This is a genomic window from Nostoc sp. WHI, assembly GCF_015714725.1.
GTDB lineage: Bacteria > Cyanobacteriota > Cyanobacteriia > Cyanobacteriales > Nostocaceae > Nostoc.
On record NZ_WBKM01000107.1, the window covers coordinates 1 to 17,177 of the forward strand.

Here is a 17,177-nt window from a genome sequence, read left to right on the forward strand (position 1 = left end):
CTCCCTACTCCCCACTTCCCCTAAGAAATTATGATTAACCCAGTTGCCCCTCCTCGCCATATTCTTGAAGACATTGTGTTGCATAAAAAGCAAGAAGTTGCACAAATGCAGCAAGAATTGCCTTTAGCTTCTTTGCGACAACAGTTAAATACGGCTCCATCTGTGCGAAATTTCTTGACTGCTTTGCAGGAAAATCCTAGCCAACCCAGCTTAATTGCTGAGGTTAAAAAAGCATCGCCAAGCCGTGGGATTATCCGCGCAGATTTTGATCCAGTAGCCATCGCTCAAGCCTATGAAAGAGGTGGTGCAGCTTGTCTATCAGTGCTGACTGACCAAAAGTTTTTTCAGGGTAGTTTTGATAATCTGCGTCGTGTGCGATCGCAGGTTGCATTACCTCTACTGTGCAAGGAGTTTATCATTGACCCCTATCAAATATATTTAGCACGGACATCGGGTGCAGATGCAGTCTTGTTGATTGCTGCTATTTTATCAGACCAAGAACTCCAAGATTTTTTGCGATTGATTCATGATTTGGGCATGAATGCACTGGTAGAAGTCCATACTTTGGCTGAACTGGATCGAGTGCTAAAGCTTGACGACTTACGTTTATTAGGAATCAACAATCGCAATTTAGAAGATTTTACCCTTGATTTAAAAACAACACAGCAACTTTTAACACAGCGACAGCAATATTTGCAAAGCTTAGATATCACCGTCGTCAGTGAGTCTGGACTGTATACACCTGCTGATTTATCTCTTGTCGCTCAGGCTGGTGCCCGTGCAGTTTTGATTGGAGAGTCTTTAATTAAACAAAGCGATGTAGAACAAGCTGTGCGTAGTCTTTTAAAGGCTGAGTCCTGAAGGGAGCTTAAAAAATGAAGCTCTGATACTCGTTGATGAGTATAAAAGACTCGTTGACGGAGATAAAATACTCGCTCACGAGTATAAAAGACTCGTTCACGGAGATAAAATACTCGCTCACGAGTATAAAAGACTCGTTCACGAGTATCAAAGACTCGTTCATGAGTATCAAAGACTCGTTCATGAGTATCAAAGACTCGTTCACGAGTATCAAAGACTCGTTCACGAGTATCAAAGACTCGCTCACGAGTATCAAAGACTCGTTCACGAGTATCAAAGACTCGATGACAAAAAATATAGCGTGAGTATCGCTAATTGCGAATTGTTGATTATTCCAGAACGATTAACTAATCATTAACTATTTTTCAGAATGACTTCTATCTCCGCTTACTTTCAAACTTTACGCGATCGCCAACAGTGTGCTTTAATCCCCTTTATCACAGCCGGCGATCCTGACTTAGAAACCACTGCCGAGGCTTTACGCATTTTAGATCGCAATGGTGCTGACTTCATCGAGTTGGGCGTTCCCTACTCCGATCCTTTGGCAGATGGGCCTGTGATTCAAGCAGCAGCAACCCGCGCTTTACAAAAAGGCACTAAATTAGAGCAAGTGCTAGAGATGTTGCACACAGTGAGTCCTAGCCTGAAAGCGCCAGTCATTCTATTTACTTACTACAATCCCATTTTGTACCGGGGTATCAAACCATTTTTGGGAGAAATTGCCACTGCTGGGGTGAAAGGATTGGTAGTACCAGACTTACCCTTAGAAGAGTCAGAAGAATTAATCCAGACTGCTGCATCTTTCGGAATTGAGGTCATTTTACTCGTAGCTCCCACCAGTTCTAGAGATAGAATTGAAGCGATCGCTCGTAAATCTCAAGGTTTTATCTACCTGGTGAGCGTTACAGGCGTTACAGGTATCCGCGCTCAAATCCAAGACCGCGTAAAGCATTTAATTACAGACTTGCGAAGCGTCACCGATAAACCTATTGGCGTTGGTTTTGGCATCTCAGATCCAGAACAAGCACACCAAGTAAAAGAATGGGGTGCAGATGCGGTGATTGTTGGTAGTGCCTTTGTTAAACGGTTAGCTGAAGGCAGCCCAACTGAAGGATTGCAAGCTGTAGAACAATTTTGTCGGGAACTGAAATCAGCCATCACAGAAAGTCGGCGCGAAAGTCCATCTCTCCAAGAGGTGAGATAAATTTATCCGCAGACTTAGTACTTTGTCAAGCTAGTTTTGAGCGTTTGTAGTAAGCACTTTAGTGCTTAGAAAATAAGGACTAAAGTCCTTACTACGAACTTGCTTACCCCTGCCCCCTGCTTCGATTAAGATAATGAAAGTCCTGCTGAAATCCGTCAGAATATTTATTTATAGCCTACTTCTAGTTAGCGCCTGCGCGCTTACAGTCTTCGCCCATAAGCCCGTTGACCACGGACAATACAAATACCATTGGGATCATGTTCTAAGACAACAGGCTCACTTAGCTGTAAGAAAGAACGTAACCGAGCTGACACCACCAGAGAAAACAGCCTTTGTCAAGGCGATCAAAACCTTAAAAACTGTAATTCCCGCAGGTAGCAAGCTTAGTATTTACGACCAATTCGTTGCCATACATATAGGGGCAACACGCTTGATTCATAACCATAAAGGGCATTCCGATGGTTCAGTTCAGGAACTTGCTCATGAAAATGCCGCATTTTTCCCTTGGCATCGAGAATATATCCGCAGATTTGAACAAGCTCTGCAAGCAGTAGACCCAACTGTTAGTCTGCCATACTGGGATTGGACTGACGCTAAAGCACTTGATGTAATTTTTAACGATGACTTTCTTGGTTCTAACGGTCAAGGAGTAACCATTAAAATTCCAAATCAGGGAACTTTTACAGGCGGCGCTGTACAGTCTGGGGCTTTTTCTGCTGCTAATGGCTGGGTGATGAATCCAGCATTAAACATCGACCCAGATACCGAAACATCATTAGGTACATCACTTGTACGCTTTCTAAGATTACCTCCTGCCAGTGATTACCCTCTGCCCAAAAAAGATATTGAGCGTGCCCTTCGTCTTAATAACTATTCTCTATTTCGCCCTGCTTTGGAAGGATTTATCTCTGTAGATGAGCAGGGTAAAGTTACCCCAGGAGGATTCCTACACAACTACATTCATGGTTTAGTTGGTGGGGTACAGATAGATGCAAGTACGACACCCATAAAGTTTAAGAGTCTGGGTACTATGAGCAATATCCCAAGTTCGCCCTATGACCCAGTATTTTGGTTGCATCATGCAAACGCAGATCGCCTCTGGGCTGAATGGCAAGACAACGGTCATCAAGGTAGCGATTTTTATCCTGCTAATGGTCAGCCTTATGGACACAATCTTAAAGACCTGATGTGGCCTTGGGATGGCGGTATGTCTACCCCGAAAGCTACGGCGTTGGGAAATTTACTATCCCTTTTACCAAATATTGACTCTAAGGATTTGGTGCGACCTCTAGACGTTTTGAATCACACAAAACTGGGTTATACCTACAAAACCTTTAAAAAGGAAACGCCAAGAGAATTTCATCTGTGGAATAAGTTCTAAAAAGTTAGAACGCGAGTAAAAAATACTTAAATGTTAAAGGATTTTCAACTGTGGTAAGCATACAAGACATCAAGACTGCAATTCGACAACCTGATTCTTTAGGCAGATTTGGCAAGTTCGGCGGTAAATACGTCCCCGAAACCTTAATGCCTGCATTAACTGAATTGGAAGCAGCATATCATCAATATCGTGATGAGCCGAGTTTCCAAGCGGAACTGCAAAACTTAATGCGTGACTATGTGGGACGACCCAGCCCATTATATTTTGCTGAACGCCTCACAAAAAACTACGCTAGACCAGATGGCACAGGGGTGCAAATCTACTTAAAGCGTGAAGATTTAAATCATACAGGCGCTCACAAAATCAACAATGCTCTAGCTCAGGTGTTGCTAGCCAAGCGCATGGGCAAGCAACGGGTTATTGCAGAGACGGGTGCAGGTCAACATGGCGTAGCGACTGCAACTGTATGCGCGCGGTTTGGTTTGAAATGTGTGATTTACATGGGTGTCCACGATATGGGACGCCAATCCCTGAACGTGTTCCGCATGAAGTTGATGGGTGCAGAAGTGCGTCCAGTAGAAGCAGGTACCGGAACACTCAAGGATGCAACTTCGGAAGCAATTCGGGATTGGGTAACGAATGTAGAAACAACTCATTACATCCTGGGTTCTGTTGCAGGCCCCCATCCCTACCCGATGATCGTGCGTGATTTCCATGCTGTAATTGGTGTAGAAAGTCGCGCTCAGTGTCAAGAGAAATGGGGAGGATTACCCGATATTCTACTGGCTTGCGTGGGTGGAGGTTCCAATGCCATCGGCTTGTTCCATGAGTTTATGGATGAATCTTCAGTCCGCTTAATTGGAGTAGAGGCGGCGGGTGAAGGTGTAAATACAGAAAAGCACGCAGCTACCTTGACAAAAGGAAGAGTAGGTGTGTTGCATGGTGCGATGAGCTATTTACTGCAAGATGATGATGGTCAAGTCATCGAAGCCCATTCAATTAGTGCCGGACTGGACTATCCCGGCGTTGGGCCTGAGCATAGTTATTTAAAGGATCTTGGTCGCGCTGAGTATTACAGCGTCACTGATCAGCAAGCATTAGATGCGTTTCAAAGACTTTCGCAACTAGAAGGGATTATTCCCGCCTTAGAAACTGCTCATGCGATCGCTTATCTAGAAACCCTTTGTCCTCAGTTAGAAGGCAGTCCCCGCATCGTCATCAACTGCTCAGGCAGAGGTGACAAGGATGTGCAAACCGTCGCCAAAGTCTTAATTCCTTAATTTCTCCTGTTAACAAACATGATAGCTGTAACTAAAACCTTAACCGACAACATCCCCGTCACTTCTGAATTCTCCAACTGGCCAGCTTTATTGCAACAGTTGTTTGATCGGCAATCGTTGACGGTTTCCCAAGCTGCGGATTTGATGCAGGGTTGGCTCACAGATGCCATTCCCGACGTACTATCAGGAGCGATTTTAGCTGCAATTCAAGCTAAAGGCGTATCTGCCGAAGAATTAGTCGGCATGGCCAGCGTCCTACAATCCCAATCTTCTTCCCCTACTCCCTACTCCCCATTCCCCACTCCCCTAATAGATACTTGTGGAACTGGTGGAGATGGAGCTTCAACCTTTAATATCTCTACTTCTGTGGCCTTTGTTGCCGCAGCCGCAGGGGTAAAAGTTGCCAAGCATGGCAATCGTTCCGCATCTAGCAAGACTGGTTCGGCTGATGTGTTGGAAGCTTTGGGTATAAATCTCAACGCCACTCCTGAGAAAGTCCAAGGCGCAGTGGGTGAAGTTGGAATCACCTTTTTGTTTGCTCCCGGCTGGCATCCTGCACTAAAGGCAGTCGCCACTTTGCGGAAAACTTTGAAAGTGCGGACTGTTTTTAACTTGCTCGGCCCGCTAGTAAATCCCATGCGGCCGACAGGGCAGATTATTGGTGTCAATGATCCGCTTTTACTAGAAGAGATTGTTCAAGCTTTATCTCAATTGGGATGTCAGCAAGCGATCGCCCTCCACGGACGCGAACGGTTAGATGAAGCTGGTTTGGCTGATGTCACTGACTTGGCTGTACTCCAAAACAAAAAAGTCCGTTGTCTAACGCTCAATCCCCAAGAACTTGGTCTGGATTTTGCACCAACTGCGGCGTTGCGCGGTGGAGATGTCCAAGAAAATGCCGAAATCTTAAAGGCAGTTCTCCAAGGTAAAGGTACTCAAGCACAGCAGGATGTAGTCGCTTTAAATACAGCGCTAGCACTGCAAGTTGGTGAAGCTATTGATGGCGAAACTGATGTTTTAGCAGGTTGTGTCAAAGGTATTGCCCTTGCTAAGGAAATTCTGCAAAGCGGCGCTGCTTGGACGAAATTAGAACAACTTGCGGAATTTTTGCGCTAATTCCTAAGAGCCACTAAGTTATTTAAACCTCTCGTTTCCAGGTGCAACTTGGAAATGCACTTCATTGGGCTGCTGCCGCTAATTAAATAAACGAGGCGGAGCCTCAAGGATGGCATTCCCAGCCTGAGGCTGGGAACGAGGGAATGTGTCAAAGCGGCTTTTAGACTAGGTTTCATTTTAAGTTGATTACACCCAGGAACTAAACGAAGGAAAAATAGATGATTATCATACTTAAGACCGGTACACCTGTTGAAGAAATCACTCGCATCAGCCAAGAACTAAATGACACTTGGGGAGTCACTGTAGAAAAAAGCATTGGCACTCATAAAGTTGTGCTGGGGATGATTGGTGATACTTCTAGCATCGATAAATTGCAGGTACAGGAGTTCAGCCCTTGGATTGAGCAAGTATTACGAGTGCAACAACCTTTCAAACGGGTTAGTCGAGAATTCCGACATGGAGAAGCTAGCGAAGTCGTTGTACCCACGCCTAACGGTCGTGTTTATTTCGGAGAGCATCATCCCATCGTAATAGTAGCCGGGCCTTGTTCCGTTGAAAGTGAAGCGATGATTGTCGAGACAGCAAAGCGAGTCAAGGCAGCAGGAGCAAAGTTTCTCCGGGGCGGAGCTTACAAACCCCGCACTTCACCTTATGCGTTTCAAGGTTATGGTGAAAGCGCTTTAGATTTGTTAGCAGCAGCGCGTGAAGCTACTGGTTTGGGTATCATCACAGAACTCATGGATGCTGCCGATTTATCAGCAGTGGCAAGAATAGCTGACGTGATCCAAATCGGAGCTAGGAATATGCACAACTTCTCCTTGCTCAAAAAGGTCGGCGCTCAAGATAAACCAGTGCTGCTGAAGCGCGGGATGTCTGCAACAATTGACGAGTGGTTGATGGCGGCAGAATATATTTTGGCATCAGGAAATCCCAATGTGATTCTTTGTGAGCGGGGAATTAGAACCTTTGATGGGAAATATGCCCGCAATACCTTAGATTTATCGGTGCTTCCGGTGTTGCGATCGCTTACCCATTTACCAATTATGATTGATCCTAGTCATGGTACGGGTAGGTCTGAATATGTTCCATCTATGGCAATGGCTGCGATCGCAGCTGGTACAGATGCCTTAATGATTGAAGTTCACCCCAATCCAGCTAAGGCTTTATCCGATGGCCCCCAGTCTCTCACCCCTGAGAAATTTGACCGCTTGGTTCAAGAAATGTCAGTTATAGGCAAAGTAGTTGATCGCTGGTCTACACCTACATTTGATAACATCGGTGTGTCTTTAATGAAAGCTACGATCTCTTAACTGCCAAAATTATCAAAGTGGATAATTCGTAACAAAGTCGATTTTTTAAAGCAGGAGAGGAAATTATTTCTTGCTCTCCTGCTTTCTATTTCCACACCTGCACTGGATCTTCTTACCAAAAATTTACAACTTCTACAACTTGCGCCTCACGACTTTCCGGTGTAAATTTTCTAAATCCAAGTTTTAGCGATCGCGCTAGTGATGTTGTTTAGGGTCGAATAATATAAATACTCATCAAAGACTCCTGACTATAGCAATCCGATTTTATTTCTGAAAAAATCTAAATGTATGTAGGGTGCGTACCAGCTAAGGAATTCTGAAAAGTCAAATTTCGGTAGAGATTCTGGGATATCCTTAGATAAGTGAAAGATTTGCCAAAAAAAAGTAAGAATGAAGCTGGCAGCAAGAGTAAGTCAGGTAACACCTTCATTAACCTTAGCGATCGCAGCCAAGGCTAAGGCACTGAAGGCTGAAGGAATAGACGTTTGTAGTTTTAGCGCTGGAGAACCAGATTTTGATACCCCGGCGCACATTAAAGCCGCAGCAGTAAAGGCTTTGGATGAAGGCAAAACCAAATACGGTGCCGCCGCCGGAGAACCAAAGTTAAGGGAAGCGATCGCCCGTAAGCTTAAAATTGATAACGGTCTTGATTATAAATCGGAAAATGTGATCGTCACTAATGGCGGTAAGCATTCTCTGTACAATTTAATGGTGGCGCTGATTGATCCAGGTGATGAGGTAATTATCCCTGCACCCTACTGGCTAAGTTATCCCGAAATGGTGACTTTAGTTAGTGGAGTTCCGGTAATTGTGTCTACAGATGCAACCACGGGCTATAAAATTACTCCCGAACAACTGCGTAAAGCAATCACGCCGAAGACGAAGTTATTTATCCTCAACTCGCCATCTAATCCTACAGGAATGGTTTACACGCCAGATGAAATTAAAGCACTGGCGCAGGTAGTAATTGATGCAGATATCTTTGTCGTCTCTGATGAGATTTACGAAAAGATTCTCTACGACGGTGCAGAACATATCAGCATCGGTTCTCTTGGGAAGGAAATTTTTGACCGCACTTTGATTAGTAGTGGGTTTGCGAAAGCTTATTCAATGACTGGGTGGAGACTTGGTTATTTAGCGGGGCCAGTGGAAATCATTAAAGCAGCGAGTACCATCCAAGGACATAGTACATCTAACGTGTGTACCTTTGCCCAATATGGTGCGATCGCTGCGCTACAAAGTTCGCAAGATTGTGTTGAAGAAATGCGCCAAGCCTTCGCCAAACGCCGACACGTAATGTTAGACAGACTCAACGCTATTCCCGGATTGAGTACCGCAAAACCAGATGGCGCTTTTTATCTGTTCCCTGATATCAGCAAAACTAATCTAAAATCCCTAGAATTTTGTGACGCTTTGCTCGAACAACATCAAGTTGCAGTCATTCCCGGAATTGCTTTTGGCGCTGATGACAACATTCGCCTTTCCTACGCTACAGATATGGCGACGATTGAAAAAGGAATGGATAGATTAGAGAAATTTGTCAAGTCGCGTATTTAGTTAGTTGTCATTTGTGAGGAGAATTTACCAACTCTCCAACTTTTTAACTCCACCTTTTCGACTCAGAACGGGTGGATTTCATTTTTAAACTCGACGTTCCGAGTTCCAAGCTCGGCGTTCCGAGTTCCAAGCTCGGCGTTCCGAGTTCCAAGCTCGACGTTCCAAGTTCCAAGCTCGGCGTTCCAAGTTCCAAGCTCGACGTTCCGAGTTCCAAGCTCGGCGTTCCGAGTTCCAAGCTCGGCGTTCCGAGTTCCAAGCTCGAACTTCCAAGTTCAAAGCTCGAAGTCTGATTTTCTCTCGCCTTGCCCTCTCCCCATATCTTACTCTCACTTCATAGGGCTAGAATATTAACAAGATTAAACCTTGGTACGATAAGTATGTATCCCTATGAGCAGCATAAATATTTCTTTGACCGATTCAATGAAAGCCTTTGTTGAGGAACAAGTGACCAAAGGTGGTTACAATTCCGTAAGTGAGTACCTTCAAGAGTTAATCCATCAAGACCAAAAACGTAAGGATAAAGAACATTTAGAGTCACTTTTAATTGCCGGACTGGAAAGTGGAGAAGCTATCGAAGTAAATGATGAATGGTGGCATCAAAAACGCACATAGTTATGTAAGTGGGCTATCAAGGGTTTTCAAAAGTATCTAGTTTTTTACTTTGAACAAGACTAAAATATCCAAATTTTGCGGGTTCTCTATGCTGGGAGAAATATTGAGAGGATTTTAGAACAGGAACAACCAAACAGCTAAAAATAATTCCCAGGTTTTGAGGAAATAGAATCAAGAATGTATTGTTGCAAACTCATATCGTTTGGTTATTTACGGAAGTTCCCATGAATGAACGTCACCGTCCCCCAATACTTAAACCGAATGAATTCTACACATTCCGCAGCTATTTCCTAATGAAATTTGCTCCCGCCGATATTTTGCGGGAATTAGGAGTAACTTTAACTAAAGCAACAATTAATTTACCTGTTGCTGCTTCAGAATTACTGACTCGCTTACCAGACTTACGCCAACGCCTAGAAGAAGCGATCGCTTGTGTTAGTCTAACGAGTGAAGCAGCTAGACGTGAGGTATTAATCGCACCCATTTTATTAGAAGTAGCCCACATTACAAAAGCAATAGTTAATATTGAGTACTCCATTGAGGTTAACCAGTATCTCAGAGGCGACTTAGATTACTATCTTCAGTCAAAACACAATATTTTGGTGGTAGAAGCAAAACAGGCAGACTTAACACGAGGATTTACCCAGCTAGCAACGGAATTGATTGCCTTAGATACGTGGGTAGAATCAGATGAGCCAATCTTGTATGGTGCTGTAACTACTGGGGATATTTGGCAGTTTGGTAGTTTTGATCGTCAAGCACAAAAAGTAAGTCAAGATTTAATGTTGTATCGAGTGCCAACTGATTTAGAAATCTTAATGCAGATTTTAGTAGGAATTTTAATGCAAGGTTAAATCACCATCAAGCTGAATTTTGCATCAAAGGGTATGGTTGAATCAAAATCTGTGCCGGAATCCCTAATTGTTTATGCAAACCCCGAATCATCTCCAACGTTAACGCTTGCTTGCGATGCAAAATGTCGGCAATTTCTGCTTTACTGCCAATAACAGAACCTAATTCATCTACAGATAACCCACGGGATTCGAGATAGTATAAGATTGCTTCGATAGGATCTGGTGCTTCGATTGGGTAATGCCTTTGCTCGTATGCTTCCACAAGCGTAGTTAAAACTTCTAAACAGTCGGACTCTGGTGTGTTTAGTTCCGCATCAAACAATTTTTCAATTTCAGCAAGTGCAGCACGATAATCAGCTTCGGTACGGATTGGACGGTGTTCAAGCATAGATATGACTGCCTCAAATACTTGTTGCATCTACGTTATCGTATTCTTTATGGGTTCCGATAAAACGAATAAAAATAATTCCGATATTATAACGAACGTGAACAATTAAGCGGTAATCATTGCCTTTTATATTAAAAACAACACGGTTATTAGCAATAATACTGGCATTGCGATAAATGGTTTTGATATTTGCCGGACTATCCCATTCTGCACGAGATGCTTCATCAAACCAAGCCTTTAATGGCTGTTCGGCATCGGGATATGCTTCCCAGAACTTTCGTAACGTGCTGCGGGCAATGATTTGCATCATGAGATTCTAATTACAGCATCACGAAACATAAATATACTTAAAACCTTTACCAATGACAAATGACAAATGACAAATGACAATTACTGACTTCCTTACCAGACTTACGCCAACGTCTAGAAGAAGCGATTGTTATGTTCGCTGTCGGGGCTTTAGACCCGACACTAAACGCGCTGCTTATAGAAGTAGGGGACTTAAACCCTCAAAATTTGTTAAACCGCCCATTTCCCGACACTGGGGCTACTCTCGCTTTGCTTTGCAACAGCAGACTCAGGATAGCATCATTAGTTAAGCAATTACTAGGATATTACTGGATGTCAGGATTGGAGGAAGAGGAAGAGGAGTTAGGCTAGCAATCTGCTGTTGTGTAGCAGTACCATTACCATCAACATCAAAGAACAATCCACCCGTCAAATTATTATAGATAAACCTCTGATCAGCGGTTGTTGCAGAGGTACCTGTAAAGAACTGAAGACTTGAAAGGATACCTAGCGTTAGACCACCAGCAAAACCAGAGGCAGAAACCGCGATCGTATCAGGGATAAAGGCAAAATCAGTGATGATATCTGAACCTTCCGCAGGATTTGAGAAGTTGAACTGATCGTTACCAGCACCGCCAGCTAAGATATCAACACCACTGCCACCGATAAGAGTATCCCTACCAGCACCACCCGTTAAGAAATCGTTGCCAGCACCGCCACTGAGAATGTTGTTGGCAGTATTGCCAGTAATGATGTCGTTTTGAGCCGTACCTGTCACATTCTCAAAGTTGTTAACAGTGAGGTTGACCGTTCCTAAACCAGGAAAATTGTTCACAGTCAAGCTATTGGCACCCAGATTTGCTGTAATGCTGGTGCTACCCGTTGCAGTGGAGAAATCAATTGTATCGCCTAGTAGGGTAGAAGCCGTGATGGTTTCAATCTCCTCGTTCAACTGGTCAATACCAAATCCACCTGCTTTAGTGATGGTACCCGTCGAACCAAGAACAATGGTTTGTCCCAGCGCACTATAGTCTACTGTGTCAATGCCTGCATCACCGTTGATGATATCATTGCCCCGACTACCACCAAACACATCGTTGCCAGCACCGCCACTGAGAATGTTGTTGCCAATATTGCCAGTAATGCTGTCGTCTTGAGCCGTACCTGTCACATTCTCAAAGTTGTTAACAGTGAGGTTGACCGTTCCTAAACCAGGAAAATTGTTCACAGTCAAGCTATTGGCACCCAGATTTGCTGTAATGCTGGTGCTACCCGTTGCAGTGGAGAAATCAATTGTATCGCCTAGTAGGGTAGAAGCCGTGATGGTTTCAATCTCCTCGTTCAACTGGTCAATACCAAATCCACCTGCTTTAGTGATGGTACCCGTGGAACCAAGAACAATGGTTTGTCCCAGCGCACTGTAGTTTGCTGTGTCAATACCTGCATCACCGTTGATGGTATCATTGCCCCGACTACCACCAAACACGTCGTTGCCAGCACCGCCACTGAGAATGTTATTAAAATTGTCACCAGTAATGCTGTCGTCTTGAGCCGTACCTCTGACATTCTCAAAACCGCTAACCGAGAAGGTGAGCGTTCCCAGACCAGGAACATTATTAATAACCAAGGAACTGGAAAGGGCCGATAAATCAACGGTTACTGAGGTTGGACTGATTGCATCAGATGCATCAATCCAGTCGTTGAGTGATGAAGTTGCAAAAATTTTCTCGACTTGAACCAGTTGATCTGTACCAAACCCAATTCCTTTGGTTACGGTTCCAGTAGATTTCAGAGTAATTGCCTGACTTAAAATACTGTAGTCAGCCGTGTCAATCCCATTTTCACCATTTAGCAGGCTGCTGCCACTGGGATCTAATACGTAAAAGTAATCATTACCAGCACCACCGATGAGGTTATCATTGCCTGCGTCATTAAACAGAATGTCATTTCCTCTTTCGCCGAACAGATTATCGTCACCGATTCCACCGAGTAGGATATCACTGCCATCACCTCCAAAAAGGAAGTCATCCCCGTCTTCCCCGAACAGCAGATCTCTACCAGCCAGACCAAAAATATAATCATTGGTGGCTTTACCAATCAAAATGTCATCATCAATAGTTCCATTAATGATGTGAACCAGGTTGAGAGCGATGGGAGCAGCTGCAAAATCGGCAGATGCCAGCGTGGAATCAGTCTTGGAGGAGGTTAAAACTGCGTCAGTTGAGGACAACTCATTAGCGGTCAAGAATGTCTGGAAGGCAACCGGGTCATTTACTACGTCAGGAGCAAGTTCGACAACAAAATCGATCGCTGCATCGCTAGTAGTTGTAATAACTTCAGCGGGTGGGTTAGCCAATTGGCTTGCTTTGACAAAATCTGGATTACTGAACTGACGAGCGAAATCAGCAGCATCTACCTTGCCCGAGAGTAAGTCATCACTTAAGGTATCAAGGTTGAGTACAGGCAAGACGGTATCATCTTTAGCGATCTGATCTTCCACCAATTCAAGAGATGTAGCCATGTACTTATTTTCCTTGCGTTATGGTACGTGCCTGGATTTGAATCTAGACAAGCATAAATAAATCATTAAATTGTCTACGCTGGATGTTTTCCAGAACACATTGGATATGAAGTTTGTGTGAAGAGCTACACTCTAAACTATGAAATCGCCTCATCGCAGGGCAATGCAATGAAGTGGAATGAAGCAATCGTAAAGGTTTGAGATTGCCGCGCGACCCTCGCAATGACATAAGTATTAAGTCGGACATGGTAGAAGTTATAAAAATTAACGAACCGCCATCTCTACGAGAGGCTTCCGCCAACGCGCAGCGTCTCGCAGAGAAGAAAAGAAAGAGCAGCTTTCACAAATGATTTAGGACTTCTATAGCCCACATCACAAAAGCAATGGTCAATAGTTAAAAACTCTCTCTTGTTTACATCAACTCCATCTCCCGCAACGCTTGCCGTAGTCTTTTGGCTTCTTCGGGATTATATCTTTCATGAAGAGCGATCGCTTTTCTAAAAGCTGTCAAACTATCTTGATGATTCCCAACTTTGAGCAACACTACCCCTAAGTTTTGATAAGCTTCAGCATAGTTTGGATTTAGCTCGATGGCATTTTGATAATATGCGATCGCGTCTGTAAATAAACCCAAAGCCTTAAATATCATCGCTAAATTATAATGTCCAAATACAAAACTAGGGTCAATCTTCAAAGTTGTGGCATAAGCAGTTTTCGCACCGTTGAAATCTCCGGCTGCTTTGAGTAAGTTACCCAGGTTATTGTATGCTCCTAATTTGATCATAGGATAAATTGGCAATTTGATAGCAGCTTGATAGTGCGAAATAGCTTGTGGAGAATTTTTTAATCGGCTGTAAGCAATGCCTAAATGGTAATGGAGTTCATACAAAACATCGTAATTTTCCTCGCCGCCTGTGCGACTTACACTCATCTGGTGTAACCCTCGTCTGAGTAACTCCATCCCTTGGGTAATTTTCCCAGTTTCCACATACAACGCTCCCAACTTACTGCAAACATAAGGATCATCAGGATGCGTAGCGATAAACCCTTCCATCGCTGCTGCGGCTTTGGCATATTTATTATTTTGAGCGATCGCACTTTTTTGATATCCTGCGTGTAAAATTGCCACTCCTGGCAAATAACCTACCTGCCAATGGGGTTCTTTCGTTAAAATTGCTGAAACAGTATCATCCACTAAGGCATGATAAGGGCGCTCAAAGCGAATATCTGGATGATTGCGGAATAGTCTTGAAACTAGAGAATAAGGAGATTGTTCGGCACCGACTTCGTGGCGGACAAGGTTGATTAGCAAGTATTCGTCCCTAGCGATCGCTTCTTGCAACTGCGGTACAATTGCTGGTGTCAAAGTTTCATCAGCATCCAATACCAGAATCCAATCACCAGTCACATATTTTAGAGCTGCGTTACGAGCAGCACTAAAGTCATCACACCATTTAAAATGATGGACTTTAGCACCAAACTGTTGAGCAATATAGGGAGTGCGATCAATTGAGCCTGTATCCAAGACTACCATTTCATCCACCACTTTTTTCACACTGCTCAGGCATTTAGGCAGTGTTGCTGCTTCATTTTTCACAATCATGCATAGACTCAAACTCATAAGCCAATCGTCATTTAATTTACTGTTTTAAAAATGGGGAGTGGAAGATAAGAATTAGTAACCAATGCCTAATGCCCTACTTAGTACCTTAATTACGAAGCCCAAAGGCTCGTCTACGAAGCTCAAAGGATTTCCAACAAATAAATTACCCAATCTTGTGGGGTGGGTTAAGATACCCCCCCTAATTATGCAAGTTAAATGTGGAACAGCTTAGTAGGCTTGGGCATCGACCTTTACCTTTACCTGTACCTAGCACTCTAAATAGGTGTACACTCAAAATAACAGATTTATCTAAAATAGTTAGTTAATAATTTTATTAACTAACTATTACCAATTTTTAATGTTTATTTAAGCAAAGTATAAAATAGCCATATATGCAATGAAAGATTCATTCGCAAAAACAGCAAAATTACTTCAGCGAAAGCTCAAACAATACTTGCGATCGTTTAACCATTGGTTTGTAGGTACACCAGAAAGGGCACTCTTAGAAGCTCACCAAGCAGCTCAGAGAATTAAAAACATTGAGATGCAATACTTTGACAGCAAAAAAATCTCTTCAGAATCGGTAAAATATACAGAAAACGTAATGTCTTACTGGCAAGTATACCTTGATAAAAATTTAACTATTATCCGAATAAGGCTTGCGGAATTCCAGCTTAGTCGTGGAATTGTCAATATGTCTAATTCTATTTTGTTAGAAAATTTAAAGGTTATTGATGAAGTTGTAGAGAAGTATGCTATCAAAAATGAACTAATTAATAACAAAGGATTATTATTAACTTCTCAACCTCTGCCAATTAATCTAAGCGAAATTAACAAACAGCCAGACTCATCTAATATCAAAGATATTAAAGCTACATCTCCATCTCAAAAACTTGGAATTTTTCCGAGTTCTATTGGTAGAACAGTTAATAGAATTAAAGCAGATTTTGCCCCGGAGGCAGAAGAAGAGTTTGTCAGAAAACACCGAATTTCTAGAAATAGGACAAAAACTGCTTTAAGATTTTTAATAGCTCTAATTGTTGTACCACTTTTAACTCAGTATTTATCTAAACAACTTTTAGTAACTTCTATAGTAGAAAAGGTTAGGGGAGACAGTAAAACTCAAATTTTCATCAATGATAAGATGGAAAAACAAGCTCTCCAGGAATTTAACAATTTTGAGCAGAAAATGAGATTTGAATATCTGCTCAATCAAGCGCCACCACTTTCTTCAGAAGTAATAAAAGAAAAAATCAAAGATAAAGCAATTGAGATAGCTAATAACTTTCGCATAGAAACCAGTAACGCTATTAGCAATGTTTTTGCAGATTTAATATCATTAATTTCTTTTGGTGTAGTCATTGCTATGAGCAAAAGAGAAATTGTGACTGTGAAATCTTTTATAGATAATATTGTTTATGGTCTTAGCGATAGTGCTAAGGCTTTTTTAATTATTCTGTTTACAGATATATTCGTAGGATTCCACTCACCGCATGGATGGGAGGTCATTCTTGAAAAATTGGCAGAACATTTAGGTCTTCCAGCCAGTAGAAACGTAATCTTTTTATTTATTGCAACATTTCCTGTAATTTTAAACACTATCGTCAAATACTGGATATTCCGCTATCTCAGTCGCTTATCTCCGTCAGCATTAGCTACGTTAAAAGAGATGGACGAGTAATATTTTGAATTCCGCATTCTTATAATAGCGATGTCCGGGAACGAGCCTTTTGGGATGATTATATGAATGCTTATGAAGAAGTTTTCAACTATACTATAGGAATCCTATTTGATTTTTGAAAAAGATTACGAGATAATACGGATGAGTGTAAAAGTGTAAGAGCAGACAATGATCAATCAGCATCTACAAACGGCAACACTACCTGGAGGAGTGGCAACTGCGATCGCTGAGTTACAAAATTTCATAGCAGCTTGTCGTGATGCCCGTGAAGCAAGAAAAGCTTTGGCAGTTAAATTGGTTTACCAAGATTACTTGTACGAAGAAATCCAAGCTATTCTAGATGTGTCTTTAGGTTCGATAACAGGCTGGAAACAAGCCTATGAGCAGGATGGAATTAATGGACTATGCTTGAACTACAAAGGCAGAAAAAGCTACGTGAGTGCTGAACAGCGAGAAGAAGTGTTGAGTTGGCTGCAAACCAAAAACTGCTGGGAACTGAGTGAACTGGAGTACAAACAAGA

Annotated in this window: 18 protein-coding genes; 12 read left to right on the plus strand and 6 right to left on the minus strand. The window is 42.7% G+C overall.

What is annotated here, in order from left to right; all coding sequences use genetic code 11:
* Positions 1–30 precede the first annotated feature (30 nt).
* The gene (trpC, locus tag F8S12_RS10545; RefSeq protein WP_196516245.1) at positions 31–861 is read left to right on the plus strand and encodes an indole-3-glycerol phosphate synthase TrpC; all 831 of its coding nucleotides are present in this window, start codon (positions 31–33) and stop codon (positions 859–861) included.
* 7 nt (positions 862–868) lie between these two features.
* Here the strand turns inward: trpC and F8S12_RS10550 are convergent, their stop codons facing one another.
* A complete protein-coding gene (locus F8S12_RS10550; protein ID WP_331001383.1) occupies positions 869–1,129 on the minus strand; it encodes a hypothetical protein in 261 nt (86 codons plus the stop codon).
* A 102-nt stretch (positions 1,130–1,231) separates the two neighbouring features.
* Here F8S12_RS10550 and trpA point away from each other — a divergent pair, with 102 nt between their 5' ends.
* From trpA to F8S12_RS10580, 6 genes are all read left to right on the plus strand, one after another.
* Positions 1,232–2,065 carry a tryptophan synthase subunit alpha gene (gene trpA / locus F8S12_RS10555; protein ID WP_196516246.1) on the plus strand — a complete coding sequence of 278 codons (834 nt, stop codon included), beginning with the start codon at positions 1,232–1,234 and terminating at the stop codon, positions 2,063–2,065.
* Between the two features lie 133 nt (positions 2,066–2,198).
* Positions 2,199–3,446, plus strand: coding sequence for a tyrosinase family protein (locus tag F8S12_RS10560; protein ID WP_196516247.1), 1,248 nt, complete (start codon positions 2,199–2,201; stop codon positions 3,444–3,446).
* 50 nt (positions 3,447–3,496) lie between these two features.
* Complete coding sequence (gene trpB / locus F8S12_RS10565) at positions 3,497–4,726, plus strand: tryptophan synthase subunit beta (RefSeq protein WP_196516248.1); 1,230 nt, start codon at positions 3,497–3,499, stop codon at positions 4,724–4,726.
* A gap of 18 nt (positions 4,727–4,744) precedes the next feature.
* A complete protein-coding gene (trpD, locus tag F8S12_RS10570) occupies positions 4,745–5,842 on the plus strand; it encodes an anthranilate phosphoribosyltransferase (protein WP_196516249.1) in 1,098 nt (365 codons plus the stop codon).
* A gap of 218 nt (positions 5,843–6,060) precedes the next feature.
* The gene (aroF, locus tag F8S12_RS10575; protein WP_196516250.1) at positions 6,061–7,152 is read left to right on the plus strand and encodes a 3-deoxy-7-phosphoheptulonate synthase; all 1,092 of its coding nucleotides are present in this window, start codon (positions 6,061–6,063) and stop codon (positions 7,150–7,152) included.
* A gap of 390 nt (positions 7,153–7,542) precedes the next feature.
* The gene (locus tag F8S12_RS10580) at positions 7,543–8,709 is read left to right on the plus strand and encodes a pyridoxal phosphate-dependent aminotransferase (RefSeq protein ID WP_196516251.1); all 1,167 of its coding nucleotides are present in this window, start codon (positions 7,543–7,545) and stop codon (positions 8,707–8,709) included.
* Positions 8,710–8,793: 84 nt separating this feature from the next.
* Here the strand turns inward: F8S12_RS10580 and F8S12_RS10585 are convergent, their stop codons facing one another.
* A complete protein-coding gene (locus F8S12_RS10585) occupies positions 8,794–9,039 on the minus strand; it encodes a hypothetical protein (protein WP_230967932.1) in 246 nt (81 codons plus the stop codon).
* A 78-nt stretch (positions 9,040–9,117) separates the two neighbouring features.
* On the opposite strand from F8S12_RS10585, the gene F8S12_RS10590 reads away from it, so the two are divergent.
* Positions 9,118–9,321, plus strand: coding sequence for a ribbon-helix-helix domain-containing protein (locus F8S12_RS10590; RefSeq protein ID WP_230967933.1), 204 nt, complete (start codon positions 9,118–9,120; stop codon positions 9,319–9,321).
* Positions 9,322–9,545: 224 nt separating this feature from the next.
* The gene (locus F8S12_RS10595) at positions 9,546–10,175 is read left to right on the plus strand and encodes a hypothetical protein (protein ID WP_196516254.1); all 630 of its coding nucleotides are present in this window, start codon (positions 9,546–9,548) and stop codon (positions 10,173–10,175) included.
* A 7-nt stretch (positions 10,176–10,182) separates the two neighbouring features.
* Here the strand turns inward: F8S12_RS10595 and F8S12_RS10600 are convergent, their stop codons facing one another.
* Complete coding sequence (locus tag F8S12_RS10600) at positions 10,183–10,563, minus strand: helix-turn-helix domain-containing protein (protein WP_196516261.1); 381 nt, start codon at positions 10,561–10,563, stop codon at positions 10,183–10,185.
* A 13-nt stretch (positions 10,564–10,576) separates the two neighbouring features.
* Positions 10,577–10,870: a type II toxin-antitoxin system HigB family toxin gene (locus F8S12_RS10605; RefSeq protein WP_196516262.1), complete on the minus strand. Its 294-nt coding sequence runs from the start codon at positions 10,868–10,870 to the stop codon at positions 10,577–10,579.
* A gap of 76 nt (positions 10,871–10,946) precedes the next feature.
* On the opposite strand from F8S12_RS10605, the gene F8S12_RS10610 reads away from it, so the two are divergent.
* On the plus strand, positions 10,947–11,162 hold the full coding sequence (locus F8S12_RS10610) for a hypothetical protein (RefSeq protein WP_196516255.1): 216 nt from the start codon (positions 10,947–10,949) through the stop codon (positions 11,160–11,162).
* Here F8S12_RS10610 and F8S12_RS10615 read toward each other — a convergent pair.
* Both F8S12_RS10615 and F8S12_RS10620 read right to left on the minus strand, forming a co-directional pair.
* Positions 11,159–13,372 (minus strand): beta strand repeat-containing protein, encoded by a 2,214-nt coding sequence (locus F8S12_RS10615; RefSeq protein WP_196516256.1) that lies wholly within the window; start codon positions 13,370–13,372, stop codon positions 11,159–11,161. The two genes, F8S12_RS10610 and F8S12_RS10615, sit on opposite strands and share 4 nt — an antisense overlap.
* Before the next feature lie 412 nt (positions 13,373–13,784).
* On the minus strand, positions 13,785–14,993 hold the full coding sequence (locus F8S12_RS10620) for a tetratricopeptide repeat protein (RefSeq protein ID WP_196516257.1): 1,209 nt from the start codon (positions 14,991–14,993) through the stop codon (positions 13,785–13,787).
* Positions 14,994–15,372: 379 nt separating this feature from the next.
* Between F8S12_RS10620 and F8S12_RS10625 the strand changes: the two genes are divergently transcribed.
* Positions 15,373–16,656, plus strand: a complete 1,284-nt coding sequence (locus tag F8S12_RS10625; protein WP_196516258.1) for a proton extrusion protein PcxA — start codon at positions 15,373–15,375, stop codon at positions 16,654–16,656.
* Positions 16,657–16,824: 168 nt separating this feature from the next.
* On the plus strand, positions 16,825–17,177 hold a 353-nt coding region (locus F8S12_RS10630; RefSeq protein ID WP_196516259.1), incomplete at its 3' end, for a helix-turn-helix domain-containing protein.